The 12378-nt window shown below is 58.5% G+C and carries 11 protein-coding genes; 6 read left to right on the top strand and 5 right to left on the bottom strand.

Annotation, left to right across the window (positions count from 1 at the left end; translation table 11 throughout):
• Nucleotide 1: 1 nt before the first annotated feature.
• The 4 genes from ACVCAM_RS09490 to pabB all read right to left on the bottom strand — a co-directional run bounded on the left by ACVCAM_RS09490 (nt 2) and on the right by pabB (nt 5191).
• The gene (locus ACVCAM_RS09490) at nt 2-1600 is read right to left on the bottom strand and encodes an EAL domain-containing protein (RefSeq protein ID WP_447093578.1); all 1599 of its coding nucleotides are present in this window, start codon (nt 1598-1600) and stop codon (nt 2-4) included.
• 130 nt (nt 1601-1730) lie between these two features.
• The gene (sdaA, locus tag ACVCAM_RS09495; protein ID WP_008500494.1) at nt 1731-3095 is read right to left on the bottom strand and encodes an L-serine ammonia-lyase; all 1365 of its coding nucleotides are present in this window, start codon (nt 3093-3095) and stop codon (nt 1731-1733) included.
• 185 nt (nt 3096-3280) lie between these two features.
• Nucleotides 3281-3859, bottom strand: a complete 579-nt coding sequence (locus ACVCAM_RS09500; RefSeq protein WP_023325498.1) for a CoA pyrophosphatase — start codon at nt 3857-3859, stop codon at nt 3281-3283.
• A 6-nt stretch (nt 3860-3865) separates the two neighbouring features.
• Entirely contained in the window at nt 3866-5191 is a 1326-nt protein-coding gene (gene pabB, locus ACVCAM_RS09505; protein ID WP_407223467.1) for an aminodeoxychorismate synthase component 1, read from the bottom strand.
• Nucleotides 5192-5252: 61 nt separating this feature from the next.
• On the opposite strand from pabB, the gene ACVCAM_RS09510 reads away from it, so the two are divergent.
• Complete coding sequence (locus ACVCAM_RS09510) at nt 5253-5435, top strand: YoaH family protein (protein ID WP_003859925.1); 183 nt, start codon at nt 5253-5255, stop codon at nt 5433-5435.
• A 5-nt stretch (nt 5436-5440) separates the two neighbouring features.
• On the opposite strand, the gene ACVCAM_RS09515 is transcribed toward ACVCAM_RS09510, so the two are convergent.
• Nucleotides 5441-5785, bottom strand: a complete 345-nt coding sequence (locus tag ACVCAM_RS09515) for a RidA family protein (protein ID WP_407223466.1) — start codon at nt 5783-5785, stop codon at nt 5441-5443.
• A gap of 133 nt (nt 5786-5918) precedes the next feature.
• On the opposite strand from ACVCAM_RS09515, the gene ACVCAM_RS09520 reads away from it, so the two are divergent.
• From ACVCAM_RS09520 to rnd, 5 genes are all read left to right on the top strand, one after another.
• Nucleotides 5919-7829 carry an ATP-dependent DNA helicase gene (locus ACVCAM_RS09520; protein ID WP_023325496.1) on the top strand — a complete coding sequence of 637 codons (1911 nt, stop codon included), beginning with the start codon at nt 5919-5921 and terminating at the stop codon, nt 7827-7829.
• A gap of 66 nt (nt 7830-7895) precedes the next feature.
• The gene (gene tsaB / locus ACVCAM_RS09525) at nt 7896-8591 is read left to right on the top strand and encodes a tRNA (adenosine(37)-N6)-threonylcarbamoyltransferase complex dimerization subunit type 1 TsaB (protein WP_008500500.1); all 696 of its coding nucleotides are present in this window, start codon (nt 7896-7898) and stop codon (nt 8589-8591) included.
• Nucleotides 8592-8628: 37 nt separating this feature from the next.
• A complete protein-coding gene (locus ACVCAM_RS09530; RefSeq protein WP_023293933.1) occupies nt 8629-9210 on the top strand; it encodes a Slp family lipoprotein in 582 nt (193 codons plus the stop codon).
• A gap of 203 nt (nt 9211-9413) precedes the next feature.
• On the top strand, nt 9414-11099 hold the full coding sequence (fadD, locus tag ACVCAM_RS09535) for a long-chain-fatty-acid--CoA ligase FadD (protein WP_014884268.1): 1686 nt from the start codon (nt 9414-9416) through the stop codon (nt 11097-11099).
• 83 nt (nt 11100-11182) lie between these two features.
• The gene (rnd, locus tag ACVCAM_RS09540; RefSeq protein ID WP_155267959.1) at nt 11183-12298 is read left to right on the top strand and encodes a ribonuclease D; all 1116 of its coding nucleotides are present in this window, start codon (nt 11183-11185) and stop codon (nt 12296-12298) included.
• The last annotated feature ends 80 nt before the right edge of the window (nt 12299-12378 follow it).

Below are 12378 nucleotides of genomic sequence, written 5' to 3' on the forward strand. Positions count from 1 at the left end.
CTTAACGCAGCGGCATTAAGGGCACGATGTGCCCGTTATGACGCGCTGGCGGGGGAGCACTTCCCGCCAGCCAGTCTGGAAAGTCCCGCAGCGGCATCGGCCGCGCATAGAAAAATCCCTGCAGCACAGGTACGCCGTGACGGCGTAAATAGCGCGCCTGCTCCTCTGTCTCAACCCCTTCCGCCACCAGTTCGATATTCAGCCGCTGGCCCAGCGCAATGATCATGTCCGTCACCGTTGAGTTCACGGCGTCGGTGCCGATGGCGGTCGTAAAAGACTGGTCAATCTTCAGGACGTCCGGGTGCAGCTTTTCAAGCCAGGAGAGGGAGCTGTTCCCGGTGCCGAAATCGTCGATAGCAAGCTTCACGCCTTTGCGATGCAGTTCACGCACGATGCGATAATCCGCATCCAGCAGCGCATCCCGTTCCGTGAGTTCAATTACCAACTGCTGTCGCGGATTGGCGCTGAACCAGAGACGGTTCAGATCCTGTATCAATACTGCGTGGCGGAAATGGCTGGCGGCGACGTTAATGCCGATGTGAAAACCGGGGCTGGACGGGAAGTAGCCTATCTGGCGCACCGTTTCGGCGATGACGTAGCGGGTCAGGGGGACAATCTGGTTATGTTCTTCTGCCAGAGGGATAAACACCTCCGGGGTGATCCAACCCTGACGGGGGTTATTCCAGCGCAGCAGGATCTCCACGCCAGTGCACGCCTGGGTGCGGGCATTCACCAGCGGCTGGCAGAAAAGCTCAAATTCCCGCGCCGCAATGCCCATATCGATCTCCCACGTAAAGCTCATCCGGTTTGCCGTCGCCAGCCAGGCGAGATAGCCCAGCAGCAGGCTGAGCATCAGTCCCAGCGGCAGCTGGGCGGGCAGGCTTTTTAAGGCTAACTCTCCGGGGCCAGGTCCGCCGACCGTAATCGTGAAAGGATTTTGGGTTGAAGACTGCTGGAAAAGGGCGCTCTCCTCATCAAACGTCAGGCTGTCGGTGACGCGTTGACCGTAGCGTAAAAAGCGATTGCCGACTGTCAGCACCACGTCATTGATGAGCGGACGCTGGGGCTCAAGGATCATTCTGGCGATCAGGTCGATATTGATAATCTCGACGACGCCATCTTCACCGTCCTGAGAGACGGGATACCACTGGATCAAAACAGGGCTGCCCTTAAGCAGCCACTGGTCGGTCGATAAAATCAGCTTCGCCGTGCTGGCAGGGAGCTCCTGAAGGACGTCACGCACAGGCTCGCTGCGGCTGCCGAAAATACTCGAACAGTACAGGATACCGTCTTCGATCAGGGCAATGGAGCGTACCGTCTGCAAAATGGCTGCCTGCTGCCGCAGCGCCAGTTGCACCTGCAGGCAGGGCTGCCCCACCAGCGGCTGCAGCACGTTGGGGTGGTTTTCCAGGGAAAGCAGAACGTTATCAAGGGCGCGAACGGTATGGCTGGTAAAATCGAGGATCCGCTGTTGGTTAACGTTGCGCTGGGAGATAAAGCGAATGCCTAGCGTCAGGATGAGCGTGAGGAGCGCAACCGTCACGCAGACGATAACGCGTTTTCGGCGATAATTTTTAATGATCGTTTGTGCAGTTTGCATGAACGGTCGCCTGGTAAGCCACCAGCCACAAAAGCCGGACGCAACAGTGAAAGTGTAGTGGGGAAAGCAGAAGGAGACGAGGAAGAAGAGGGAAATTCGCCCATCCGTTGCAGATGGGCGAAAGGCAGTATTAGTCGCACTGCACCTTAATGGCCAGGCCACCACGGGACGTCTCGCGGTATTTCGCGTTCATGTCTTTGCCCGTTTCGTACATGGTTTCAATCACCTTATCCAGCGATACGCGAGGTTCGCTGGTACGGCGCATCGCCATACGAGAGGCGTTGATGGCTTTCACCGAGGCAATCGCGTTACGCTCAATGCACGGCACCTGCACCTGGCCCGCGACCGGATCGCAGGTCAGACCGAGGTTATGTTCCATACCGATTTCAGCCGCCACGCAGACCTGCTCAGGGCTTGCACCCAACAGCTCTGCCAGACCCGCCGCCGCCATGGAGCAGGCCACGCCGACTTCACCCTGACAGCCCACTTCCGCACCGGAGATAGAGGCATTCATCTTGTACAGCGCGCCGATGGCACCTGCCGCCAGGAAGTAACGGATATAGATGTCCGGCGTCACGGGCTCAATAAAGTGGTCGTAATACGCCAGCACCGCAGGAACAATGCCGCACGCGCCGTTGGTTGGCGCCGTCACGACGCGGCCCCCGGCGGCGTTCTCTTCGTTAACCGCAAGCGCAAACATATTCACCCAGTCGACCACGTTCATCGGGTCGTTGGAGAATTTGTCCGTGGTTACCAGCATACGGCGCAGAGCAGAGGCACGACGCGGCACGCGCAGTGGACCCGGCAGAACGCCTTCGGTGTTCATCCCGCGATCGATACAGGCGCGCATGGTTTGCCAGACGTTGGCAAAATAGTCTTCAATCTCTTGTTTGCTGTGCAGGGCCAGTTCGTTCTGCATCACCATGCCGGAGAGGGAAAGACCGGTCTGTTTGCAGTAGCCCAGCATCTCGGTCGCCGATTTGAACGGGTACGGCACGCTGACGTCGCCGACGCTGTCTTTGCCAAAATGCTCTTCATCCACGATGAAACCACCGCCGATGGAGTAGTACGTTTTGCTGTAGATCTCTTTTTCACCGCTATATGCGTGAATGGTCATGCCGTTTTCATGCAGCGGCAGGTTGTCGCTGCGAAAACGCATGCCGTCATCCTGCGGGAAATCGACTTCCTGCTGGCCGTTTGCCAGCAGCAGGCGGCCGCGTGTTTCCACGTCGCGGATGAATGCCGGAATGGCATCAATATCAACGGTATCCGGCATATTGCCTGCCAGACCCATAATAATGGCGATATCGGTGTGGTGGCCTTTACCCGTTAATGACAGCGAGCCGTAAACATCCACGGCCACACGGGTAACGCTTTCCAGTAATCCTTTTTCGACCAGATCATCGACGAACTGTTTACCGGCCTTCATCGGGCCAACAGTATGGGAAGACGAAGGGCCAATTCCCACTTTGAACATGTCGAATATACTAATCACTTTCACACTCCTGACAGGGTTACCGGGGTTCCAGTAACGATGTTATAACTGCGCATAGTGTAAGAGGGAACACCGACCTCGGCTTAACTATTCACATGAATTAAACTAATGGTTAACGATGGGTTTTGCTAATAGCGCGACGCAGATCGCAAACCTGGCAGAAGAGGGCGGAATGTAAAGTATAGTCAAGGTTTCAGGCCGATCTGCAGCGCCAGTTCACGAATGATGCCCGCCGTCATGCCCCAGACAAAATAATGCTGATACCAGGATAACCAGACCCGATGGTCATGCCCGCGACGCTGAATATCCAGCGGGTGGTAACGACTCAGTCGAAGGGCTTCATCCAGCGGCATTTCAAACACCGCAGAGACTTCATCAACGCTGGCGTGATACTGCAGACCCGGCGGGATAATGCCCACCACCGGCGTGACCTGGAAACCGGTAACGCTGTCGACGGGCGGCAGCACGCCGATGACCTCCACTGCCTCCGGCGGAATGGCCACCTCTTCCTGCGCTTCGCGCAGCGCGGCGGCAATCAGCGAGGCGTCGGAGCTGTCTACCGCGCCCCCCGGAAAAGCGACCTGACCGGCATGCTTACGTAAATGGGCGGAACGCTGGGTGAGCAGCAGGCCCGGCTTCGCGCGACGCACGACCGGGATCAGCACGGCCGCCTGACGCTGATTCAGCGCTTCGCGGTTGACCTGCGGTCTTAGTAACTGAAAACGCGATAAAAAGTCATCCAGCGTCAGGTTCTCTTTTTCCACCCGTGATTACTCCAGTAGTTTCAGGATACGGTTAACTTTATCAAAGGTTTCCTGATATTCCGCCTCGACCTGACTATCGGCAACAATCCCGCCCCCGGCCGAACAGTAAAGGTTTCCGTTGCAGGCGGTCAGCGTGCGGATGGTAATGCTGGTATCCAGCGTGCCGCACAGGCTGATATAGCCGATGCTGCCGCACCAGGCATTGCGCCGGTGGGGCTCCAGTTCATCAATGATCTCCATTGCCCGCACCTTCGGCGCACCGGTGATGGAGCCGCCCGGGAACGCGGCGCGCAGCAGGTCGCAGGCCGTGCGCGAGTCAGGCAGCCGCGCGGTAATGGTGCTGACCAGATGATGCACCGCCGGGAAAGGCTCAACGACAAACAGTTCCGGCACGCGGACGCTGCCCGGCACGGCCACCCGGCCAATGTCGTTGCGCATCAGATCGACAATCATCAGGTTTTCGGCGCGGTCTTTTGGCGAGGCGGCGAGTTTTTCCGCCTGCTTGCGGTCGGCGTCGGGATCGGCAAGACGCGGCAAGGTGCCTTTAATCGGGCGGGTTTGAATGGTCCCCTCCGCCAGGTGAATAAAGCGCTCGGGCGACAGGCTGAGGATCGCCCCCTGCTCCAGACGAACAAACGCGCTAAACGGTGCCTTGTTGCTGGCATTTAGGCGGGTAAACGCCTGCCACTCATCTCCCCGATAGGTCGCCTGGAAGCGCTGAGCGAGGTTAACCTGGTAGCAGTCGCCGCTTTGCAGATACGCCTGAACGCGCGAGAATTTTTCGCCATATTCCGCGGCGCTCATGTTGGAGCGCCAGCCGGAGGTCAGCGTGAACGTCTCTGCGGGTGCAGCCTGTTGCGCCTCAAGCCAGTCCAGACGCGCCTGGACGTCACGATGGCTCAGCAGGGAAACCGTTTTTTTCTGGTGATCGACGATTAACGCCCAGTCATACAGCCCCACGGCCATATCTGGCAGGGAAATATCAGTCTGCGCACGCTCGGGCAGCGTTTCGAAACGGCGACCCAAATCATAGCCAAACAGGCCCAGCGCGCCTCCCTGGAAGGGAAGGTCCGGGTTTGGCGTAGCGGATAAGCCCAGCGCGTTAATATCGTGCTGAAGCTGCGCCAGCGGATCGTCCGTCAGCGACAGGTCATCGGTTGTCAGCGTCTTCAGCGGATCGGCGACCAGAATATCAAAGCGGCTGTAGGGATGGTCCGCATGGCCGGAGTGCAGCAGCATCGCAAACGGAAGATGGCTCAGGCGGGCAAACCAGTATTCAGCGGCGTCTGTCCGCCAGGGCAGGGTAATAACAGTGGGGAAGCGCATGTTCATGTGTGGCATACTACCGGGCAGCGTGAAATAATTAGCGCGAATAATTTAGCAGGAGTTAACGATGTTTGCAGGTTTACCTTCTCTCAGCCATGACCAACAGCAGAAAGCCGTTGAACGTATTCAGGAGCTGATGTCCCAGGGGATGAGCAGCGGACAGGCAATTTCCCAGGTCGCGGAAGAACTTCGCGCCACCCATACCGGCGAGCGGATCGTGGCGCGCTTTGAGGATGAAGATGAAGAATAACCGGCTTACACTGCCGCGATAATCTTAATCTCAACCTTGTATTCCGGCTTCATCAGCGTGGCCTGTACGGTGCAGCGTACAGGCGCGTGACCCGCCACCACCCACGCATTCCAGGCTTTGTTCATTGCCGCGAAGTCATCTTTGTTCGCCAGGAAAATCGTCGCATCCAGAATGCGGGATTTGTCGCTGCCCTGTTTTTCCAGCACCGCGTCAATCTGCGCCAGGGTATTGGCCGTCTGCTCAAACGCATCCGCGTCAAGGTTCGCCGGGACGCCGGTGTAGTAGAGCGTCTGGTTGTGGATCACCACATCAGACCAGCGGGCTTCGGCATCAATGCGCACAATTGTCATAAACGTTTCCTCGTTATTTTTCGTCGTCAGGCGGCAAGACTGCCATATTGTTCTCGTGTCGTCACTATTTGGGGTGGCACAGGAGAGGATGGGCTGACATAATCCCTGTGCAAAAATACAGTGAGAGAGCACCGTGGCAGACGATTTTTCCCCTGAAGGTCAATTAGCGCAGGCTATCCCCGGCTTCAAACCCCGTGAGCCTCAGCGACAGATGGCGCACGCCGTTGCACGCGCCATCGATAAGGCTCAGCCGCTGGTGGTCGAAGCGGGTACCGGCACGGGTAAAACCTATGCTTACCTTGCGCCGGCGCTGCGGGCGAAAAAAAAGGTGATTATCTCGACCGGTTCGAAAGCCCTGCAGGACCAGCTCTACAGCCGCGATTTGCCCACGGTGGCAAAGGCGCTGAAATATAAAGGCCGTCTGGCCCTGCTGAAGGGGCGATCCAACTATCTCTGCCTGGAACGCCTTGAGCAGCAGGCGCTGGCGGGCGGTGACCTGCCGGTGCAAACCCTGAGCGACGTTATTATTCTTCGCGCCTGGGCGAACCAGACCGAAGAGGGCGATATCAGCACCTGCGCGAGCGTGCCGGAAGACTCTCCCGCCTGGCCGCTGGTGACCAGCACCAACGACAACTGCCTCGGCAGCGACTGCCCGCTGTATAAAGACTGCTTCGTGGTGAAAGCGCGCAAAACGGCGATGGATGCGGATGTGGTGGTGGTGAACCACCATCTGTTCCTCGCGGATATGGTCGTCAAGGACAGCGGCTTTGGTGAGCTGATCCCGGAGGCGGACGTGATGATCTTCGACGAAGCCCACCAGCTGCCGGACATCGCCAGCCAGTATTTTGGGCAGTCGCTCTCCAGCCGCCAGCTGCAGGATCTGGCGAAAGATTTCACCATTGCTTACCGGACCGAACTCAAAGATACCCAGCAGCTGCAGAAGTGCGCCGACCGTCTGGCGCAGAGCGCGCAGGATTTCCGTTTACAGCTCGGCGAGCCGGGCTATCGCGGTAACCTGCGCGAGCTGCTGGCGGACAAAAACATCCAGCGCGCGCTGCTGCTGCTCGATGACGCGCTTGAGCTCTGCTACGACGTGGCGAAACTGTCGCTCGGCCGCTCCGCGCTGCTGGATGCGGCCTTCGAACGCGCCACGCTCTATCGCGGGCGGCTGAAGCGGCTGAAAGAGATTAACCAGCCGGGTTACAGCTACTGGTACGAATGCACCTCGCGCCACTTTACCCTTGCGCTCACCCCGCTGACGGTGGCGGATAAATTTAAAGAGGTGATGGCGCAAAAGCCGGGCAGCTGGATCTTCACGTCGGCAACCCTGTCGGTGAATGACGACCTGCACCACTTCACCGAGCGCCTCGGCATCGAGCAGGCGGAATCGCTGCTTCTGCCCAGCCCGTTCGATTACGAAAAGCAGGCGCTGCTCTGCGTGCCGCGCAATCTGCCGCTTCCCAACCAGCCGGGTGCGGCCCGGCTGCTGGCGGCGATGCTGAAGCCGATGATCGAGGCCAATAACGGCCGCTGCTTTATGCTCTGCACCTCCCACGCCATGATGCGCGACCTCGCCGAGCAGTTCCGTGCCACCATGACGCTACCGGTGCTGCTGCAGGGCGAAACCAGCAAAGGCCAGCTGCTGCAGCAGTTCGTTAGCGCCGGTAACGCCCTGCTGGTCGCAACCAGCAGCTTCTGGGAAGGGGTGGACGTGCGCGGCGACACGCTTTCACTGGTGATCATTGATAAGCTGCCGTTTACCTCCCCGGACGATCCGCTGCTGAAGGCGCGGATGGAAGACTGCCGCCTGCGCGGCGGCGATCCGTTTGACGAGGTTCAGCTGCCGGATGCGGTCATTACGCTTAAGCAAGGGGTAGGGCGCTTAATCCGTGACGTCACCGATCGCGGCGTGCTGGTCATCTGCGATAACCGGCTGGTGATGCGTCCTTACGGGGCAACCTTCCTTGCAAGCCTGCCGCCCGCACCGCGGACGCGGGACATAAAACGCGCGGTGCGTTTCCTGGCAAACCCAACGGCGGAGTAATTTACCCCGGAGTGTGCTAAGATGCGCGCCATTTTGTGACTGACCCTTGCGAGAGCGCGACGACTGATGCGAATTCTGGCTATTGATACCGCGACAGAGGCTTGCTCTGTTGCTCTGTTGAACGACGGTGCTGTTTCTGCCCATTTCGAAGAGTGCCCACGGGAACACACCCAACGCATTCTGCCCCTGGTAAAAGCCATTTTAACCCAGGGCAACACCTCCTTAACCGACCTCGACGCGCTGGCCTTTGGCCGCGGCCCCGGCAGCTTTACGGGCGTACGTATCGGGATTGGCATTGCGCAGGGGCTGGCGCTGGGCGCCGAACTGCCGATGATCGGCGTCTCTACCCTCGCCACCATGGCACAGGGCGCATGGCGCATGACCGGGGCAACGCGCGTCCTGGCAGCGATTGATGCCCGCATGGGCGAAGTCTACTGGGCCGAATACACCCGCGACGAGCAGGGCGTGTGGCACGGTGAAGAGACGGAAGCCGTGCTTAAGCCGGAAGCGGTGACGGAACGGCTGAAGCAGCTGTCCGGCGAGTGGGCGACCGTCGGTACGGGCTGGCAGGCGTGGCCTGAGATGGCGAACGGCACCGGGCTGACGCTGGTGGACGGCAACATGCTTCTGCCGGCTGCGGAAGATATGCTTCCGATTGCCAGCCAGCTGCTCGCAGCAGGCAAAACCGTGGCCGTTGAACACGCGGAACCGGTTTATTTGCGAAACACCGTCGCGTGGAAGAAACTTCCGGGCCGCGAGTGAATCTCAGTAACAGGAACTGAGAAAAAGGAGTCGCATCATGGCGGTTCAGACTAAAGTAGTACGCCTTATTATGGCAGGCGCGGTTGCCATAGCACTGAGCGGATGCGTTTCCGTTCCTGATGCGATTAAGGGCAGCAGCCCGACGCCACAGCAGGATCTGGTTCGGGTGATGAATGCACCTGAGCTGTACGTCGGCCAGGAAGCGCGCTTCGGCGGTAAGGTCATCGATGTACAAAACCAGCAGGGGAAAACCCGTCTGGAGATCGCCACCGTTCCGCTGGACAGCGGCGCGCGGCCTGTGCTGGGCGAGGCCTCCCGCGGGCGCATCTATGCGGACGTCAGCGGGTTCCTCGATCCGGTTGATTTTCGCGGACAGCTGGTGACCGTCGTCGGGCCGATTACCGGCGCCGTACAGGGCAAAATCGGCAGCACGCCGTATAAATTTATGACCATGCAGGTGAACGGCTACAAGCGCTGGCGGCTGGCACAGCAGGTGATCATGCCGCCTCAGCCGATCGATCCGTGGATGTGGGGTCCACATCCTTATCGTTACGGCTACCCGGGCTGGGGCTGGTATAACCCGGGGCCTGCACAGGTACAGACGATCGTTACTGAGTAACTTACTGTTATTGCTAGAAAAGAGACAGCGGCTCAGCCGCTGTCTCTGTTTTTTTACGGATAAAACGAAAAAAAAGAGTGACGCGCTTCGCAACCTTAAATCTGAACAATTAATAAACTGGTACGCTGAGTTAATATAATGTTAACAAACTGTTTATTATCGGGGTTGTGATGACGACGAACACTCATTTCAGAGGTGATGCATTGAAGAAGGTTTGGCTTAACCGTTATCCCGCAGATGTTCCTGCTGAGATCAATCCTGACCGTTATCAATCCCTGGTGGAATTATTTGAACACTCGGTAAGGCGCTACGCGGACCAGCCCGCATTTGTGAATATGGGCGAGGTGATGACGTTCCGTAAGCTGGAGGAGCGCAGCCGGGCGTTTGCGGCGTACCTGCAGGAAGGGCTGGGGCTGCAAAAAGGGGACCGCGTCGCGCTAATGATGCCGAACCTGCTGCAATACCCGGTGGCGCTGTTCGGTATCCTGCGTGCCGGGATGATTGTCGTTAACGTCAACCCGCTGTACACCCCGCGCGAGCTGGAGCATCAGCTGAACGACAGCGGCGCGGTTGCGATCGTCATTGTGTCCAACTTTGCCCATACGCTGGAAAAAGTGGTCGACAAAACCCAGGTGAAACACGTCATCCTGACGCGCATGGGGGACCAGCTCTCCACCGCCAAAGGCACGCTGGTTAACTTTGTCGTCAAATACGTCAAACGTCTGGTGCCAAAATACCATCTGCCGGACGCTATCTCCTTCCGCCGCGCGCTGCATGCGGGCTATCGTATGCAGTACGTTAAGCCGGAAGTGGTCTCAGAAGATCTCGCGTTCCTGCAGTATACCGGCGGTACCACCGGCGTGGCGAAAGGCGCAATGCTGACCCACCGCAACATGCTGGCGAACCTTGAGCAGGTCAATGCCACCTACGGGCCGCTGCTGCATCCCGGCAAAGAGCTGGTCATTACGGCGCTGCCGCTGTACCACATTTTCGCACTGACCATGAACTGCCTGCTGTTTATTGAGCTCGGCGGTCAAAACGTGCTGATTACTAACCCGCGTGATATACCGGGGCTGGTGAAAGAGCTGGCAAAATACCCGTTCACCGCCATGACCGGGGTAAATACCCTGTTTAACGCGCTGCTTAATAACAAAGAGTTCCAGCAGTTGGACTTCTCCACGCTCCATCTCTCTGCGGGCGGCGGCATGCCGGTTCAGCAGGCGGTGGCCGAGCGCTGGGTGAAGCTTACCGGCCAGTATCTGCTGGAGGGCTATGGCCTGACGGAGTGCGCGCCGCTGGTCAGCGTTAACCCGCATGACATCGACTACCACAGCGGAAGCATTGGCCTGCCCGTTCCTTCCACTGAAGCGAAACTGGTCGATGATAACGATAACGAAGTCGCGCCGGGTGAGCCGGGTGAGCTTTGCGTCAAAGGTCCACAGGTCATGCTGGGCTACTGGCAGCGTCCCGATGCGACCGACGAAATCATCAAAGACGGCTGGCTGCATACCGGTGACATCGCGGTGATGGATGACGAGGGCTTCCTGCGCATTGTCGATCGCAAGAAAGATATGATCCTGGTCTCCGGCTTCAACGTCTATCCGAATGAGATCGAAGACGTGGTGATGCAGCACAGCGGCGTGCTGGAAGTGGCAGCGGTCGGCGTGCCTTCCGGCAGCAGCGGTGAAGCGGTGAAGATATTTGTGGTCAAGAAGGATCCTTCTCTCACCGAGGAAGCGCTGATAACGTTTTGTCGTCGTCAGCTGACGGGCTATAAAGTGCCGAAGCTGGTGGAATTCCGCGACGAGCTGCCGAAATCCAACGTCGGGAAGATATTACGACGAGAATTACGTGACGAAGCCCGTGCCAAAGTAGACAATAAGGCCTGAGCTTCACGTTAATCGTCCAGACGCCGGTTAAGCCGGCGTTTTTTATGGGCGCAAACAAAAGAGAATCCGATTTGAATTACCAGATGATCACGACCAACGACGAGCTGGCTTCGCTGTGCGAAGTGACGCGCGACTTTCCTGCCATTGCCCTGGATACCGAGTTTGTCCGTACCCGGACGTACTATCCGCAGCTGGGGTTGATTCAGATGTACGACGGTAAACACGTGTCGCTGATCGACCCTCTCGGCATTACCGACTGGACGCCGATGCGCGATCTGCTGCTCGATACCGCCGTCACGAAATACCTGCACGCAGGCAGTGAAGATCTGGAAGTCTTTCTGAACACCTTTGGCATCATGCCTCAGCCGCTGATTGATACGCAGATCCTTGCGGCGTTCAGCGGGCGACCGCTCTCCTGGGGCTTTGCCGCCATGGTTGAGGAGTATACGGGCCTGACGCTGGATAAAAGCGAATCCCGTACCGACTGGCTGGCGCGTCCGCTTACCGCGCGCCAGCTGGAGTATGCGGCGGCTGACGTGTTTTACCTGCTGCCGATCGCCGGACAGCTGATGAAAGAAGCCGAGGCATCCGGCTGGCTGTCCGCCGCGCTGGACGAGTGCCGTATGACCCAGCTGCGTCGTCAGGAAGTGGTGGATCCGAAAGAGGCCTGGCGCGACATCAGCAACGCCTGGCAGCTGCGTACGCGTCAGCTGGCGTGCCTGCAGCTGCTGGCAGACTGGCGCTTGCGTAAAGCGCGCGAGCGCGATCTGGCCGTTAACTTTGTGGTTCGCGAAGAGCATCTCTGGGCGGTTGCGCGCTATATGCCGGGCAGCCTCGGCGAGCTGGACAGCATTGGGCTTTCGGGCAGTGAAATCCGTTTCCACGGCAAAACCCTGCTGGCGCTGGTCGCAAAAGCGCAGGCGTTACCGGAAGAGGCGCTGCCGGAACCGCTGCTGAACCTGATGGATATGCCAGGCTATCGCAAAGCGTTTAAGGACATCAAAGCGCGGGTGCAGGCGGTGGCTACGGAAAGCAAGCTGAGCGCGGAACTGCTCGCTTCACGCCGTCAGATTAATCAGCTGCTTAACTGGCACTGGAAGCTGAAGCCGCAGAATGGCTTGCCGGAGATGATGGCGGGATGGCGCGGGGAATTGATGGCCGATCGCCTGAATACGCTGCTGGAAGGTTATCCGCGATAAAAAATATGCCGGGTGATAAACCCGGCATATTCCCCCGGTGGCGCTGCTGTATGACCGGATACATAGGTGACAGATCAGAC

It is taken from the genome of Enterobacter sp. CFEC122 (genome assembly GCF_052983755.1).